Origin of the sequence: Rhizobium aethiopicum, assembly GCF_014197535.1 — a bacterium.
GTDB classification, from domain to species: domain Bacteria; phylum Pseudomonadota; class Alphaproteobacteria; order Rhizobiales; family Rhizobiaceae; genus Rhizobium; species Rhizobium aethiopicum_A.
In genome coordinates this window covers 406,050-421,709 of record NZ_JACIFV010000002.1, presented here as the reverse complement: position 1 = coordinate 421,709, position 15,660 = coordinate 406,050, and the positions used below count along the sequence as shown (strand labels likewise).

17 protein-coding genes are annotated in these 15,660 nt (G+C 60.2%); 8 read left to right on the top strand and 9 right to left on the bottom strand.

Translation table 11 applies throughout. The features are described 5' to 3' along the window. Nucleotides 1-61: 61 nt before the first annotated feature. The gene (locus GGD53_RS05130) at nucleotides 62-1,606 is read right to left on the bottom strand and encodes a hypothetical protein (RefSeq protein WP_184454167.1); all 1,545 of its coding nucleotides are present in this window, start codon (nucleotides 1,604-1,606) and stop codon (nucleotides 62-64) included. A gap of 402 nt (nucleotides 1,607-2,008) precedes the next feature. Between GGD53_RS05130 and GGD53_RS05125 the strand changes: the two genes are divergently transcribed. The 5 genes from GGD53_RS05125 (at nucleotide 2,009) to GGD53_RS05105 (ending at nucleotide 7,220) form a co-directional block, all read left to right on the top strand. Next, complete coding sequence (locus tag GGD53_RS05125; protein WP_085860135.1) at nucleotides 2,009-2,623, top strand: 50S ribosomal protein L25/general stress protein Ctc; 615 nt, start codon at nucleotides 2,009-2,011, stop codon at nucleotides 2,621-2,623. Nucleotides 2,624-2,850: 227 nt separating this feature from the next. After that, a complete protein-coding gene (locus GGD53_RS05120; RefSeq protein WP_184454165.1) occupies nucleotides 2,851-5,202 on the top strand; it encodes an EAL domain-containing protein in 2,352 nt (783 codons plus the stop codon). A 24-nt stretch (nucleotides 5,203-5,226) separates the two neighbouring features. Further along, the gene (locus GGD53_RS05115; RefSeq protein WP_184454163.1) at nucleotides 5,227-5,940 is read left to right on the top strand and encodes a substrate-binding periplasmic protein; all 714 of its coding nucleotides are present in this window, start codon (nucleotides 5,227-5,229) and stop codon (nucleotides 5,938-5,940) included. 90 nt (nucleotides 5,941-6,030) lie between these two features. Then, nucleotides 6,031-6,762, top strand: coding sequence for an aminoacyl-tRNA hydrolase (gene pth, locus GGD53_RS05110; protein WP_184454161.1), 732 nt, complete (start codon nucleotides 6,031-6,033; stop codon nucleotides 6,760-6,762). Continuing rightward, nucleotides 6,759-7,220, top strand: a complete 462-nt coding sequence (locus GGD53_RS05105) for a GNAT family N-acetyltransferase (RefSeq protein ID WP_184454159.1) — start codon at nucleotides 6,759-6,761, stop codon at nucleotides 7,218-7,220. The genes pth and GGD53_RS05105 overlap by 4 nt, the downstream gene beginning before the upstream one ends. 9 nt (nucleotides 7,221-7,229) lie before the next feature. Here the strand turns inward: GGD53_RS05105 and clpS are convergent, their stop codons facing one another. The 3 genes from clpS to GGD53_RS05090 form a co-directional block, all read right to left on the bottom strand. Next, a complete protein-coding gene (gene clpS, locus GGD53_RS05100; RefSeq protein ID WP_184454157.1) occupies nucleotides 7,230-7,541 on the bottom strand; it encodes an ATP-dependent Clp protease adapter ClpS in 312 nt (103 codons plus the stop codon). A gap of 92 nt (nucleotides 7,542-7,633) precedes the next feature. Next, on the bottom strand, nucleotides 7,634-8,032 hold the full coding sequence (locus tag GGD53_RS05095; RefSeq protein ID WP_184454155.1) for a type II toxin-antitoxin system VapC family toxin: 399 nt from the start codon (nucleotides 8,030-8,032) through the stop codon (nucleotides 7,634-7,636). Then, nucleotides 8,022-8,300, bottom strand: a complete 279-nt coding sequence (locus GGD53_RS05090) for an AbrB/MazE/SpoVT family DNA-binding domain-containing protein (RefSeq protein ID WP_184454153.1) — start codon at nucleotides 8,298-8,300, stop codon at nucleotides 8,022-8,024. The genes GGD53_RS05095 and GGD53_RS05090 overlap by 11 nt, the downstream gene beginning before the upstream one ends. A gap of 154 nt (nucleotides 8,301-8,454) precedes the next feature. Here GGD53_RS05090 and ychF point away from each other — a divergent pair, with 154 nt between their 5' ends. Continuing rightward, the gene (ychF, locus tag GGD53_RS05085; protein ID WP_184454151.1) at nucleotides 8,455-9,558 is read left to right on the top strand and encodes a redox-regulated ATPase YchF; all 1,104 of its coding nucleotides are present in this window, start codon (nucleotides 8,455-8,457) and stop codon (nucleotides 9,556-9,558) included. 287 nt (nucleotides 9,559-9,845) lie between these two features. Here ychF and GGD53_RS05080 read toward each other — a convergent pair whose 3' ends face one another. After that, nucleotides 9,846-10,919, bottom strand: a complete 1,074-nt coding sequence (locus GGD53_RS05080; RefSeq protein WP_184454149.1) for a hypothetical protein — start codon at nucleotides 10,917-10,919, stop codon at nucleotides 9,846-9,848. A gap of 192 nt (nucleotides 10,920-11,111) precedes the next feature. Here GGD53_RS05080 and GGD53_RS05075 point away from each other — a divergent pair, with 192 nt between their 5' ends. Further along, nucleotides 11,112-11,603 carry a MaoC family dehydratase gene (locus GGD53_RS05075; protein ID WP_184454147.1) on the top strand — a complete coding sequence of 164 codons (492 nt, stop codon included), beginning with the start codon at nucleotides 11,112-11,114 and terminating at the stop codon, nucleotides 11,601-11,603. Then, a complete protein-coding gene (locus tag GGD53_RS05070; protein ID WP_184454145.1) occupies nucleotides 11,600-12,067 on the top strand; it encodes a MaoC family dehydratase in 468 nt (155 codons plus the stop codon). The genes GGD53_RS05075 and GGD53_RS05070 overlap by 4 nt, the downstream gene beginning before the upstream one ends. A gap of 18 nt (nucleotides 12,068-12,085) precedes the next feature. Here the strand turns inward: GGD53_RS05070 and GGD53_RS05065 are convergent, their stop codons facing one another. The 4 genes from GGD53_RS05065 to petA form a co-directional block, all read right to left on the bottom strand. Further along, nucleotides 12,086-12,628, bottom strand: a complete 543-nt coding sequence (locus tag GGD53_RS05065) for an adenine phosphoribosyltransferase (RefSeq protein ID WP_184454143.1) — start codon at nucleotides 12,626-12,628, stop codon at nucleotides 12,086-12,088. Nucleotides 12,629-12,743: 115 nt separating this feature from the next. Then, the gene (locus GGD53_RS05060) at nucleotides 12,744-13,628 is read right to left on the bottom strand and encodes a cytochrome c1 (RefSeq protein ID WP_064804087.1); all 885 of its coding nucleotides are present in this window, start codon (nucleotides 13,626-13,628) and stop codon (nucleotides 12,744-12,746) included. Nucleotides 13,629-13,653: 25 nt separating this feature from the next. Then, nucleotides 13,654-14,934 carry a cytochrome b gene (locus GGD53_RS05055; protein WP_064804088.1) on the bottom strand — a complete coding sequence of 427 codons (1,281 nt, stop codon included), beginning with the start codon at nucleotides 14,932-14,934 and terminating at the stop codon, nucleotides 13,654-13,656. A gap of 14 nt (nucleotides 14,935-14,948) precedes the next feature. Further along, nucleotides 14,949-15,527 (bottom strand): ubiquinol-cytochrome c reductase iron-sulfur subunit, encoded by a 579-nt coding sequence (petA, locus tag GGD53_RS05050; RefSeq protein WP_011426278.1) that lies wholly within the window; start codon nucleotides 15,525-15,527, stop codon nucleotides 14,949-14,951. Between the last annotated feature and the right edge of the window lie 133 nt (nucleotides 15,528-15,660).

Genomic DNA, 15,660 nt, shown 5'->3' with positions numbered 1-15,660 from the left:
CCAGCAGTCTGAAGGCCGGCACAAGGCCGGCCTCTTTCATTCTGATTCCAACCGAGAACGTTCAAGGCTGCTGAGGTTGCGCAGGTAGTGCGTCCTGATCTTGGTCCGGTTCCTGCTGCTGGTCCGGCTCCAGCCCCTGATCCTGATCCGGACCATCCGGTCCCTTGATCTGTTGGCCATTGACCGCCACGGAACCATCGCGGCTGACGCTGACGTCCCAGCGCGAACGGCCATCCGGATCGGTCTTGGCAAAGCCCTTCACCATCATGATGCCGAAGGAGACCTGGTTGAGATCGGGGTCCGTCTTGGCAAGCTCCTGAACCGCCGCGATCGTCTTGTCGAGATCGCGGGCAAGGATCGTCGCCTCCATCGAATAATCCTTCTCGGTATCGACGCGACCTTCGATCTTGCCGGTTATATCGACGTCATAGACCTGCGATTTGGCACTGATCTTCGGAAACTCGACGGCAAGCCGGCCATCGCGGAAGAGCTTCTTCGCCATCTCCTCGCCGATCTTCTCGGACGCCGAATCTTTGAAATCCACCGCCATGAGGGCGCCGCCAAAGCTTGCGAAATCCAGATTCGGAAGCGCGAGCTGGAAATCGAAGCTGGTCGGCACGAAGGCCGAATAGTTTGCCGGCATCAGCGGCGTGTCGAGGCTGATCTCCTGCGCATTCATGCCGAAGCCGAAACGCATGGCGTCACTCGGCCCCTCGATGGCGAGGTTATAGCCGAATGCCTTGGCGCCGCCCTTGCCCATCTCGCTGCTGACGTTCAGGTCGTTGACCCCGATCGTCTCGCTGAACAAAGTCAGAAGCGGGAAGGCTTCCTTCACTATTCCCTTTATCTTGTCGCTGTTTTCCGGACTCAGTTCCTTCTCATCGAGATGGTCGAGCACGAAGAAGACCATCTCGCGAATATGCTTGGCCGGCAGGCCGTTCACCTTGGCCTCGACATTGATCGAGCCGGCACGAAGTTCGATGGGCGGCATTTGCAGGCCGGAAACCTGCTCGACGAAATCAGACATCGAGCCGCTGCCGGCAAAATCGATACGTCCATGGCCCCCTGCGCTGTTGGTCGAACTCAGCTTCTGGTCCATGCTGGCGATGCTGGCATGGACCTCCTCGGTTTCGGACTTGCTGGCCATCTTGATGTCTTTGGCCGCGAAGGTGCCGGAGCGCAGATAGCTGATCGCCGGGTCGAAGACGCCGGAATAAACAAGCGACGCGATGGAATAGGTGAAATCCGTCGGCTTCTGGTCTGGACCCTTGAAATGGCCCGAGACATTGAGCTTGTTGTCGCCTTCGACGTTCCAGAGCCCACTGTCGAGCGGCGTGGCGAACATCGAAAACGGTGTCAGTCCTGTGATCGCAAACGTCGCCGGATCGGCCTTGGTAAGCAGCTTCGCCAGATCGTAGATGACCTCATAGCGCGTGCCGGCCGGATTGACGGTGATGAGGCCGCTTTTTGCCAAATCCTGCGGAAGCAGCTTCGTCAGGGCCTCCTTGACCGCGTTGGCGCCCTCCTGGTTGATCTCCGCGCCCTCGGCCCCGGTGAAAAGGCAAAGGGCAAGCATACTCGTTGCCGTGACAAGTTTGAGACGCATAGTCTGGTTTTCTCCTCAGCCGCTTTTTGATTGCGGTCATCCAAAGATGCGAAGCGCGCCGATGTCAAGCCAAGTAGCGATAAGGACTGGCAAATATGCCTTTGACCAAGTGCATTTCACGAGTGATTTCAACAAGGTTCTCGCTTTGGGATGGGTGCGCATGCAATCTGGGCGAGTTCGCTCTCCTCGAAGATGGAGCGCCCCGGCGAAACCCCCTCCATCACCGAAAAACCGGCGCAATCGGCAACTTGCGTTTCCGGGCGACTTATACTATAGGCCACCGGTCCGCGTAGACACCCTTGGAGGCAACGCGGATGAGGATGGGAAAACCCGCCTCCGGTTCGACGGAACAAGGCTTTTGCCTGCCGCCGAACTCTCCAAATAACCTCGAAAGGAAAAGCCATGAGCCAGGAAACTTACGAGCTCAAGGCCGAGGCGCGCGAACGGGTTGGTAAGGGGTCCGCCCGTGAACTTCGCCGCAACGGTTTGATTCCCGCTGTCATCTATGGTGACAAGCAGGCCCCCATTGCCATCGCTATCAACACCAATGAGGTGACGAAGCGCATTCACGCCGGTGGTTTCATGACCACGGTAGCGACCATCGAAGTCGACGGCAAGAAGTACAAGGTTCTGCCGAAGGACTACCAGCTCGATCCGGTCCGCGACTTCACGCTGCATGTCGATTTCCTTCGCGTCTCCGGCAACACTCAGGTGACCGTCGAAATCCCGGTTCACTTCATCAATGAAGCAAAGTCTCCGGGCCTCAAGGTCGGCGGCGTTCTGAACATCGTCCGCCACGAAGTTGAAGTTCACTGCCCGGCCGATGCGATTCCGGAATTCTTCAACATCGACCTCAGCGGCAAGAAGATCGGCGACAGCATCCATATTTCGGAAGTCACCCTTCCGAAGGGCGTCAGCCCGGTCATCGACCGCGACTTCACGATCGCGACCATCGTCGCTCCGGCTGGCGGCGTCGACGAGAGCGGCGCGGAAGCTGAAGGCGAAGCCGAAGCCTGATCGCTTCGACCAATTGAAAGCATATGGCCCGCCTTACCGGTGAACTGGCTCCCGAAAGTCCAACTTTTCGAGAGCCGGGTTACGGGGAAGGCGGGCTTTTCATTGCCTGCCAAGCCTCCGTTTCAGCAACATTTAACATATTCGTGAAAGCATGGGCCGTCAGCTGCGAAGAAGCCGGCCCGAACGCGCGACAGCAAAGATGCCGGCCTGGGGGAGTAGACGGAACCATGAACAATTCCGTTGAGAACAGGTTTTTTGGGATTGTTTGCGGAGCGCTGCTTGTTTTTGTCGCTCCGCTTTTTGTTCTCTTCCTTTTTCTTTCCTCGGAACGAGCCGATAAAGAAATACGTGACCATATCTCTGTTCTTCTTGTCGCCAACGCTCAGGCGCTGGCAAAACCGCTCTGGGATCTCGATGAGGAAAGCGTCACCCAGATCAGCGCGACGGTCGTTTCCCAAGGCGCCATCGTCAAGGTCGAGGTGCGCGATCAGTCGGGCCAGCTCGATGTCAGCCAATCCACCATTCCGCGTTCCTTTGACGGCAAGCTCGTGCAGGTGTCGCGTGCCATCATCTACAACACCGTCGACGGTCCGAAGAACCTCGGCAGCATCAGCGTCTATTATCCCGCCCTCGGACTGTTTTCCGGTCTGAAGCAGGAAGAGGTCGTCTTCATTTCGATCTTCATCTTCGCGGTTCTGACCGTTTTCGGCACAGCGCTGATCGGCAATCGATTCTTCGTCATCCAGCCGCTGATGCGTCTGACGGCGGCAATCGAGGCCACCCGGCAGCTCGGCTCGCGCCATCACGTCGACTGGCAGTCGAACGATGAGATGGGACGGCTTGCCCGCAGCTTCAACGAGATGCAAACCAAGCTCGAAAGCGAGGAGAAGGAGCTGAAGTTCGCCCATCGCCGCGCCACCGATATCTACAATCTGACGCCCGCCATGCTCTTCTCGCTCGATGAGGAAGACCGCATCACCGCCGTCAGCGAGTATTGGCTGCTTGCCACCGGATATAGCCGCGCCGACATCATCGGCCGCAATTTCGCAGATCTGGTGACGTCAAGCAGCCGCGATAAGTTCGTCAAGCGGCGCCAGGGCGAAAACGGCATGACGGTCACCGTCAAGTTCGTCCGCCTGGACGGCCGCACCATGGATATCCTCATCATGGAATCGGAAGCGGCCGCCGGCGCTGACGATCGCCTCTCGCTGTCCGTCATGACGGATGTGACCGAGCTCAAGGCTTCGGAGGACCGCAACCATCGCCAGGCAATCACCGACCATCTGACCGGCCTTCTCAACCGCCAAGGCTTCGAGGCGGTGCTCGATAACAAGATCGCCGCCGCAGACGCCGCCGGCCAGGAACTCGCCTGTCTCTTCGTCGATCTCGACCGTTTCAAGTGGATCAACGACAATATGGGGCACGCTGCCGGCGACACGGCGCTGATCGAACTCGTGGAGCGCCTGAAGACCCATCTTGCCCCCTCCGACGAGGCGGCCCGTCTGGGCGGCGACGAGTTCGCCATCCTGCTGCCGGCGAAGGACGCCGAAATACGCGCAAAAGCGATGTGCGAGCAGATCGCCTCGATCTTCGAAACGCCATTTGCCCCGGACATGCATCTGAGCGCGTCGATCGGCATCGCTATCTACCCACATCACGCCGCGACCGCGGCCGAGCTGCTGCAGAAATCCGACATGGCGATGTACGCCAAGAAACGGGACGGCAAGAACGGCGCACAGCTCTTCGACAAAGCCATGCTCGACCGCGCCCGCAGCCGCGCCGAAATCGAGGCCAATATCGAAGCCGGCCTCGTCGACAATTGGTTCGAAGCCTTCCTGCAGCCGATCGTCAATCTGAACGGCCGCGGCATTGCCGGGTTCGAGGCGCTGATGCGCCTCAACCATCCGCAGAAAGGTCTGATGCCGCCGGCCGAAATTATCAGCGTCGCCGAGGAGACGGGCAAGATCGTCCGCGTCGGCAACGTCATCATGGAAAAGGCGATTTCCAACCTCGCGAAAATCTCTCGTATATCGGGGATGCAGGATACCTACCTCGCCATCAACTTCTCGCCACTCCAGTTCGAGCCGGCACTGCCGGCCCGTCTAGCCGCGATCGTCGGTCGCCACGGCATCCGCCCCGAGCGTATCGTGGTCGAGATCACGGAAGCCGTGCTGATGCACGACAACCCGCAGATTCGCATGATCGTCACCGAGCTTCGTCGCTTCGGCTGCCGCATCGCGCTCGACGATTTCGGCACCGGCTACTCGTCGCTTAGCTACCTCAACCGTTTCCCTGTCGATATCATCAAGATCGACCAATCCTTCACCCGCGCGAGCAACGACGGCGACGACGAGGTGCGCCAGAAGAGCCGTATGCTGATCGAAGGCATCACTACCCTGTCCCACAAGATGAACTGCACCGTCATCGCCGAGGGCATCGAGACGGAAGAGGAATGCCGCACGCTTCACCAGATGGGTCTGGACTATGGCCAGGGCTATCTCTTCCATCGTCCGCAGCACGCAGCCGCACTCATCGAGGAACTGATGGCCCCGCAGTCGGCCGTCGCGCGCGCCTCGTAAACGAAGAACGAAGGAGACGACACGATGAAAAAGCTCCTGCTTCTCGCATGCCTGGCGCTGCCATGCGCGGCCCACGCACAGACGGTTGCTTTCACGACCGAGGATTACGCCCCGTTCAACTATCGCGAAGGCAAAGAGATCAAGGGCGCGACGGTCGAGCAGGTCGAAAAGGTCATGGCTGCCATCGGCGTCGACTATACGATCGAAGTCATGCCTTGGGCCCGTGCTTTCAGCCTTGCCCGCACCGCGCCGATGACATGTGTTTTCGCCACCGCCCACAACAGCGGGCGTGACCCATTGTTCAAATGGGTCGAGCCGCTGCTCATCGACCGAAACATCCTGATCACCCGCAAGGGTTCGGGCATCACCGCCAGCAATCTCGAAGAGGCAAAGAAATATACGATCGGCACCCAGCGCGAGGACTACACCGAGACGATCCTGAAGGAGAAGGGTTTCACCAAGCTGGACGTCGCCAGTGACTTCAACGCCACGCTGCGCAAGCTGCTCAGCGGTCGCATCGACATGATGCCGATCTCCGAACTCTATTACGATAAGCTGAAGGACGATCAGCCGGTGGAGATCGTAACCGTGCTCTCCTCCCAACCCATGGGCATTGCCTGCGAGAAGAGCTTTCCCGACGATCTGCACGCCAAGATGCAGGCTGCCCTCGACAAGCTGATCGCTGATGGCGACCAGAAGCAAATCTTCCTGAAATACGGCATGAACCTCTCGGAATGATGCTGCCGCCGGGCTCGCCGTTTCCGCTTGACTTTACTTTCGTTTCCGGGTGGTGAACGTCGGGAAACGCATAAGCGAGGATGACAGGCCATGCTGATCATTGCAGGTCTCGGCAATCCCGGCAGCAAATACGCCGGCAATCGCCATAATATCGGCTTCATGGCCGTCGACGCCATTCATCGCCGCCACAGCTTCTCGCCCTGGTCGAAGAAATTCAAGGCCCAGATCGCCGAGGGCGAGCTTGGCGGCGAAAAGGTGCTGCTGATCAAGCCGCAGACCTATATGAACCTCTCCGGCGAGGCCGTCGGCGAGGCGATGCGTTTTTATAAGCTCCAGCCGGCGGACCTTGTCGCGATCTACGACGAGCTCGACCTTCCCCAGGGTAAGGCGCGGCTGAAGACCGGCGGCGGCCATGGCGGCCACAACGGCATCAAATCGTTGGACGCCCATTGCGGCAAGGAATACCGGCGGCTGCGCCTCGGCATCGGCCATCCCGGCGTCAAGGAAATGGTGCAAAACCATGTGCTCGGCGACTTCGCCAAGGCAGACAAAGCCTGGCTGGAGCCACTTCTCGATACGCTGGCCGACAATGCCGATATGCTGGTGCGAAACGAGGATTCACAGCTGATGAACAAGATCGCGCTGGCGCTCGGCGGCAAGCCCGACGAGGAAAAGCCGCGGAAGGAAAGCAAGGACAGCGAGAAGAAGCCGGCCGGCCAGTCGCATATCCGCCAGGCCCGCAACAACAACCAGCCAAAGCTGCCGGCCACCGGCCCGATGGCCGACATGCTGAAGAAGATGTTCGGCAACAAGGGGGAATGAGGCCGGTGCCGGACCAGGATTTTACCATCCGCAGTGTCGCTCCCGGCGATCTCGTGGGGCTGACCATCCTCTACCGGCATCTGAATCCGACCGATCCCATTCTCGACGGGACCATGGCCGAGGAGCGCTTTTCCGCCATTCTCGCCCAGCTCGGCATGACCGTATTCATCGGCTTTGCCGGCGCTCACGCCGCCGCCACCGTCACACTGGTCGTCGTGCCGAACTTGACGCGCGGCGGCGCCTCTTATGCGCTGATCGAAAACGTCGTCACCCACGCCGAGCACCGCCGGCGCGGCTATGCCGGCGCCGTCATCGGCCATGCGGTGAATGAGGCCTGGAAGGCCGGCTGCTATAAGGTGATGTTGCTCACCGGCTCGAAGAACCCGGCGACGCTGCGCTTCTACGAAAATTGCGGCTTCCTGCAGGACAAGACCGGCTATCAGATCCGCCGGCCGTGAGCTGAAAGGCTATTCCTCGGGCTCTGTGGTGAACATCAGCGGGAAACCCATCTCCTTGGCAAGGTCGATACCCTCCTTGGCCTTGGTCTCGGCAATGTCCTTGGCGCAGACCATGACCACGCAGGAGCCGAGCTTGTGCGCCGTCATCATCACCCGATAGCCGGTCTCCTCGCTCATGCGGAAGACGACTTTCAGGATCACGATGACGAATTCGCGCGGTGTGTAATCGTCGTTGACGAGAATGACCTTGTAGAGCTTCGGCTTATCCAGCTTCGGCTTCACCTTGGTCTTCGGTTTCAGGGCAACGTCATTGTCACTCATCGGAAAACCCACCCGTTGATGACATGAAAAGGCGGAAGAAACATCCGCCGGACTAATATCGCACCGTCAGCACGGCAGTTCAATGACGGATATCACTCCGACGAGAGCAGCAGGCAGGCTCGCCCGGCACTTTCGACGATGGCGGCAGCCTTCCTGTCGAAGGTCGCGAATACTTCGCCTCCAAGCCTGCGCCCTTCGAAGACGATGACGCCGTCGGCGAAATCCCCGCCGGCATCGAGGAAGGACAATCCAGCCTCGACAGCTGCTCTATCGTAGACGACCTTCCTGTCGGCTATCAGCAGCCGGATGGTCGCGGCGATCTCGGAGGCGCTTTTGCGATAAATCCGGCCGACGACCCAAACGAACTCGCAGAACGTCAGGTTGGAGACGAACAGCCGCTCAGCCTCGCGCATCAATATCCTTGCACGTTCCGTTTGCTTCGGATCGTCGTCGACGGCGGCCCGCACGAGCACATTCGTATCAACGATCATCGCCGATGCCGACCTCACCGGCCCAGCCCGCCTTTATGGCCTCATCGATTTCCTGGAGCGTCGCATGGATATTGCCCTTGTTCTCGATACTTCCGAAGAAACTCTCGATGGAACCGCTGGCCGGCTTCGTTTTGACCGCAACGACCTCAAGCCTGCCGCCAGGTAGGAGATCGACGTCGATCCTGTCGCCGGGTCTGACCCCGAGGTGCCGAAGCACTTCTTTTCTCAAGGTGACCTGTCCTTTTGCCGTCACTGTCAAGGTTGTCATGCCAGCTATATCCTTTTCGCTGAAGGTAAGGCTAAACCGCCTTACCTTCAAGCCGGCCGGCCTTGCTTTTTCGATTCGTGCCGCAAACCCTTGACCCGAGCCGGTCATTCCCGCATAGGCAGGGCAAAGTTACCAATTAGATATGGATCAAGCCATGGGCTTCAAATGCGGCATCGTCGGTCTGCCGAACGTCGGCAAATCGACCCTATTCAACGCGCTCACCAAGACGGCGGCCGCACAGGCTGCGAACTACCCGTTCTGCACTATCGAGCCGAACACCGGCGAAGTCGCCGTGCCCGATCCGCGCATGCGCAAACTCGCCGACGTCGCCAAGTCCAAGGAACTGATCCCGACCCGCATCTCCTTCGTCGATATCGCCGGCCTCGTCCGCGGCGCCTCGAAGGGCGAAGGTCTCGGCAACCAGTTCCTCGCCAATATCCGCGAAGTCGACGCGATCGTGCACGTGTTGCGTTGCTTCGAAGACAGCGACATCACCCATGTCGAGGGCCGTATCAATCCTGTCGCCGATGCCGAGACGATCGAGACCGAGCTGATGCTCGCCGATCTCGAGAGCCTGGAGCGCCGAACCGAGCAGACGCGCAAGCGCGCCACCGGCAAGGACAAGGAGTCGATGGCGATGCTGCCGATCATGGAAGCCTCGCTGAAGCTGCTCAACGAAGGCAAGCCGGTGCGCACGCTGCTGTCGACGCTCGATGCCGAGGAGATCGCCATCCTCAAGGGCCTCAACCTCCTCACCTCGCATCCGGTGCTCTATGTCTGCAACGTCGCAGAAGGCGATGCCTCGACCGGCAACGAATTCACCGCCGCCGTCGCCGCAATGGCAAAGGAGCAGGGTGCCGAAACCGTCATCATCTCGGCGGCGATCGAAGCTGAGGTCGCCCAGCTTGCCGAAGAGGAAGCCAAGGAATTCCTCTCTGCCCTCGGCCTTGACGAGGCCGGCCTCGACCGGCTGATCCGCGCCGGCTACAAGCTGCTGCACCTCATCACCTATTTCACCGTCGGCCCGAAAGAAACGCGCGCCTGGACGATCGAACGCGGCACCAAGGCGCCGCAGGCCGCCGGCGTCATCCACTCGGATTTCGAACGCGGCTTCATCCGCGCCAACACCATCGCCTACGACGATTACATCAAGTACAATGGCGAAGTGGGCGCCAAGGATGCTGGCAAGGCGCGCGACGAAGGCAAGGAATATGTCGTCCAGGACGGCGACGTCATCCACTTCCGTTTCAACACCTGATCAAATCGCTGCCGCCCTAGAGCTTTTCCGGGTTAGATTGAAGCATTCTGCCGGAGCAGGTTTTCGTCAGGGCAAAGGCGATTGGCGACGGGCATACCCCCAGGTACGTCCGAGCCGATCGCCTTTGATCCTGGCGGAAACATGCCCGGCCCTTCGGGTTGGCTGAAACGGGCCGGCTGATCGACCGGCCGGCTTGGCCGTAGAGCTTGGCTACGACGCGCGCCAACCGGTCGACCATCCGACTCCGTTTGAGCCAACAGAATGATTCAATCTAACCCGGAAAAGCTCTAACCAGGCGACAGCCTGTTTGCGATTGCCGGAGGCAGTGCCCTGAGCACCAGCCGGCGAAGCGGCATCCAGCCCGTTCCGATAACGAGCACGATCGCGCCGACGACGATCAGCGTCGTGAAGATGTAGGTATCGACAGTCGCATTTCCCTTCCGAACGACGCTGAAGATCGCAACGCCGAGAGACAGCAGCCCCGACGTGACGAAGGCGCGACGATCGATGACGAGGCCGATCAGCATCAGCGCCGCCACAGTCGCGACGACCACAGGCGTCCGGGCCGACATGTTCGCCAGGTCGAAAATACGGCCGGCTTCCCCGAACGACAGCAGGGAGACGGCACTGTAGAGCAGCGCCGGCGCCGCGCCGAGGTGCAGCCAGAAGGCGATATCCGAACGCGTCGTCCGCCGCAGTCGGTCGCCGAGGTCAAAATATAGCGCCGTCGCGAACAGGCCGAGCGCGCAGAGGAAAGCGACCGCGGCCAGCACGCCAAGATGATCGACGAAAAACGCGGGATTGCCGCTTAGCCATTGCACCAGGCGCAAAAGCAGCGTGAGCACCAAGGCAAGCGTCGACATGATAGTGAGCGCCAGCGACAACGGCACGCGATAGAGGGCATAATAGACGCAGAGCAGGATCGGAAAGCCGGCGACGAACTCCGTCAGATCCGCCCCGATTTCGGAGGTCCATGGCGTGAAGACGCGGGACATCAGCAAAAATGTCCAGCAGAACAGCGCGATCGTCAGGCTGACAGCCGGCAAGGCGAGCCGCTGGCGGCGCACCAGGATTTCCGAAAGCACGATGATAGCGACCGGCACGGCGTAAAGCGGCGCCAGGCCCCAGAGGCCGACGAGCGCGACGATAACACCGATGGTGATCAGCACGTCGTGAAAGCCGCGCACGAAGCGCGGCGTCTCGGTGTCCGACCAGGCCTGCTCCTCGGCTGCGACTGCCTTCTGCGTCTCAACGACAGACACGCCACGCTCGGTCAGAAACGGCAGAAGCCGCCCGCCCGCTTCCGACGAAATCAGCCCCTGGCGCGCCGCCTCGTCAAGTATCGACCTCAGTTCCGTCATACCGGATTATCTCCCGGGAATCATTGAGCCCGCGCGGATGCTATTGTAAGCACTAGAGCATGATGCCGAAAAGTGTAAGCGGTTTTCGGACGACATCATGCGCTAACTCTTTAATGTAGAACAGGATTCAGATTTTAGGGCGACCGGCCTAAAAACATCCTGTTCTAGGCGCTTGATATGGCGGAGGAGAGAATGCCGGCAGAAAAGCTGTCTTTCGAGGATTTTGAACCCGGCCGCCGTTTCGCCCTCGGCCCGAAACTGGTGCTCACCGAAGAAATCATCGAGTTCGCCAGCGAATTCGACCCGCAGCCGATGCATCTCGACGAAGGCGCCGGCCGCGCCAGCATCCTCGGCGGGCTTGCCGCCTCCGGCTGGCATACCTCGGCAATGCTCATGCGCATGATGGCAGACAGCTACGTGCTGAACGCGCTTTGCGAGGGTGCGCCGGGCATCGATCTGATGGAATGGCGAAAGCCGGTGCTTGCAGGCGATACGCTGCAGGGCCATTCGACCGTTCTCGAAGCCCGGCCGATGCGCTCGCGCCCCGGCATGGGCATCGTCAAATTCCGCCACGCGGTGGAAAACCAGCGCGGCGAACTCGTCTGCCTCTCGGAGAATTCCGTGATGATTCGCATGCGCCTCACTCCGGAGGATGCCAACGTGAGCTCGGAGCCGTCATCATGAGAATGTCCGAGCTTTACGCCGTTGGTCAGAAAGCCGAGATCGGCAGCTACACCTTCACCGAGGAAAACATCATCCGCTTCGCAACCCGTCACGATCCGCAGCGTTTTCACGTCGACAAGGAAGCCGCGAAAGACACGCTCTTCGGCGGGCTTTGTGCCTCGGGCTGGCATACCACGGCCGCCTGGATGCGGACCTTCCTCGCCTTCTGGCAAAAGCAAAGCGTCATTCTCGCCGAAAAGGGGCTGACGGCGCCCAAGCTCGGCCCCTCGCCCGGCTTCCAGAAACTGCAATGGCTGCGGCCGGTCTTTGCTGGCGACGTCGTGACCTATTCCGTCGCCTTCCTGTCCAGCCGACCACTCGCATCGCGGCCGGGCTGGCACCTCAACACCATCCTCTGCGAGGGCGTCAATCAGAACGGCGATCCCGTCATGCGCTTCGAAAGCGGCGTCCTGGAATTCGACTGACGCCGTCGCAATGCAGGCTCAATGCCCGGAGAATTCGACCAGCGTGTGTACGACGACGCCGAGCTCTTCCAGCTTCCTGCGGCCGCCAAGGTCGGGCAGGTCGATGACGAAGCAGGCACCGACCACCTCCGCGCCGATCTGGCGCAGAAGCTGCGTCGCACCCACGGCCGTGCCGCCGGTGGCGATGAGATCATCGACCAGGATCACCTTCTCGCCGGGCTCGACCGCATCGCGATGCATCTCCATTTCGTCGACGCCATATTCCAGGCTGTAGGCAATGCGCACGGTGTCGTGCGGCAACTTGCCCTTCTTGCGGATCGGTACGAAGCCCGAGGAAAGCTGGTGGGCCACCGCACCGCCGAGGATGAAGCCGCGCGCCTCCATGCCGGCGATCTTGTCGACCTTCGTGCCGGCATAGGGTTGCACCAGTTCATCGACCGCCCGGCGGAAAGCACGGGGGTTGCCGAGCAGCGTGGTGATGTCGCGGAAGATGATGCCGGGATTGGGATAGTCGGGGATGGAGCGAATGCTGGCTGCGAGCTCCGAAATTGTATTGCCCATGGAACGTCCGTATTTGCGAGCGCATAAAACCGGCCGCACCCTATCAATTGCCGAGGGTGGAACCAACAAAAAAGGCGGCTCGCAAGCCGCCTTTTCGAATTCAGGCACGGAACGCTTAATGTTCCTTGTTGGCGTAAACCGAGCGCTTCGTCAGGTAGATCAGCACGGTAAAGATCGCCAGGAACACCATCACCATGAAGCCGGTGCGCTTGCGCTCCTCGAGATGCGGTTCGGCGGCCCACATCAGGAAGGCGGAAACGTCCTTGGCGTATTGGTCGACGGTCGCCGGCGCGCCATCGTCATAGGTTACCTGGCCGTCGGAAAGCGGTTTCGGCATGGCGAGAACGGCGGCAGCATGGAAATACGGGTTATAATGCGCGCCCTGCGCCACCTGGAAGCCCGCTGGCGGCTCTTCATAGCCGGTCAGCAGCGAGTAGATGTAGTCCGGGCCGCTTTCCTGATACTGCGTAAAGATGTCGAAGACGAATTGCGGGAAGCCGCGCTCGACTTCACGGGCCTTGGCGATCAGCGAAAAATCAGGCGGAGCCGCACCGTTGTTGGACGCGGCCGCGGCTTCAGCATTAGCGAAGGGCGATGGGAAATGATCCGAAGGGACTGCCTTGCGGGTGAACATTTCGCCGGCCGAGTCCGGCCCGTCCTGAACTTCGTAATTGGCCGAGAATGCCTTCACCTGTGCCTCGGAATAACCGAGTTCGTCGAGCGTGCGGAAAGGCACGAGGCTCATCGAATGGCAGGCAGAACAGACTTCCGTGTAGACCTTGAGGCCGCGCTGGAGCTGAGCCTTGTCGTAGTGGCCGAAGGGGCCGGCAAAGCTCCATTCCTGCTCCTTTGGCTCCTTTAGCGGATAGTGCGGCGTCGCGCCTTCCTCGTGATGCGCGGGAGCTGCACCATTTGCGGGCGTCGCTTCCTCGGCGAAAGCGGCGCTGCCAAGGAGAGCGGCGACGGCAAGCGGCAGAATGCTTGCAACAAGCGTTTTCATAGTTCTATTTCCTTCCGTCGCTCGCTTACGCATTGGCCGCCGCGGTGGCGCCAGTGGTCTTGTTGCGCTTTTCAAGCACCGCTTCAGTGATCGAGTTCGGGATGCGGCGCGGCGTTTCCACCAGACCCAGAACTGGCATCGCGACCAGGAAGAAGGCGAAGTAGAGAAGCGTGCAGATCTGCGACACGATGACGTAGCTGCCTTCCGCCGGCTGCGAACCGAGCCAGCCGAGGATGATCGCGTTGAGCACGAACAGCCAGAAGAACAGCTTGTACCAGGGACGATAGACCGCCGAGCGGACCTTCGAGGTGTCAAGCCACGGCAGGAAGAAGAGCACGATGATTGCGCCAAACATCACGAGCACGCCACCAAGCTTGGAGTCGATCGGGCCGATGTTGAAGGTGATCGAACGCAGCATCGCGTAGAACGGCAGGAAGTACCATTCGGGAACGATGTGGGCAGGCGTCTTCAACGGATCGGCCGGGATATAGTTATCGGCGTGACCGAGGAAGTTCGGCAGGTAGAAGACGAAATAGGCATAAACGAGCAGGAAGACGGAGACGCCGAGGGCGTCCTTCATCGTCGCATAAGGCGTGAAACGCACCGTGTCGGTCTTCGTCTTGACCTCGACGCCGGTCGGGTTCGTCTGGCCTGTGACGTGCAGCGCCCAGATATGCAGGACGACGACGCCGGCGATCATGAAAGGCAGCAGGTAATGCAGCGAGAAGAAGCGGTTCAGCGTCGGCTGATCGACGGCAAAGCCGCCAAGCAGGAACTGCTGCACCCATTCGCCGACCAGAGGGAAGGCCGAGAAGAAACCGGTGATGACGGTCGCGCCCCAGAAAGACATCTGCCCCCAGGGCAGGACGTAGCCCATGAAGCCCGTCGCCATCATCAGCAGGTAGATGACCACGCCGAGGATCCAGAGGATTTCGCGCGGCGCCTTGTAGGAGCCATAATAGAGGCCCCGGGCAATGTGCAGGTAGACGGCGACGAAGAAGAAGGAGGCGCCGTTGGCATGCAGGTAGCGCAGCAGCCAGCCGTGGTTGACGTCGCGCATGATCTTTTCAACGGAGTTGAAAGCGATCGTCGTGTCGGCGGCATAGTGCATGGCGAGCACGACACCCGTCAGGATCTGCACGATCAGCATGACGGAAAGCATCGCGCCGAAGGTATAGGCATAGTTCAGGTTTCTGGGAACCGGATATGCCACGAAGCTGTCATAGACCATGCGCGGCAGCGGCAGGCGCGCATCGACCCATTTTTCGAATCCGGTTGATGGTTCGTAGCTGGAATGGCCACTCATAAATCAGTCTCCCCTCAACCGATCTTGATTTTGGTATCGGACACAAATGAAAAGGTCGGAATCGCCAGGTTCTGCGGCGCAGGGCCTTTGCGAATGCGGCCGGCCGTGTCGTAGACCGAGCCATGGCAGGGACAGAACCAACCATTGTACTCACCGGCCTGACCGAGCGGAACGCAGCCGAGATGGGTGCACGTGCCGATCATGACGATCCAGTTTTCCTTGTCCTTGCCGCCCGAACGGTCAACACCGGTCGCCTGCGCTTCAGGCGGAAGGTTCGCATTGCGCGCGATCGGATCCTTGAGATCCGCCAGCGGAACATCGGCTGCCGCCTTCACTTCCTCCGGTGTGCGGTTGCGGATAAAGATCGGCTTGCCGCGCCACTTGACCGTCAGTGACATGCCGGGCTCGAGGCTCGCGACATCGACTTCGATGGAGGCCAGCGCCAGCGTCGATGCATCCGGACGCATCTGGTCGATGAACGGCCATGCGACAGCAACAGCGCCGACAGCGCCCGCCATACCAGTGGTGAGATAAAGGAAATCACGGCGAGTGGGCTCTGCTGAAGCCTCGCTTGTCGTTACGTGTTCGCTCACGGCTTAACCATCCTCTGCGCAATTATCGCGGAATTCCGCCCCGCCCCCTCTGCTGGCGAATCGATCTGGACACATTTCGGCCATAGATTCCCCGGCAATCCGGCGCGTTCTAAGCTTGATCGCAAGTTATGTC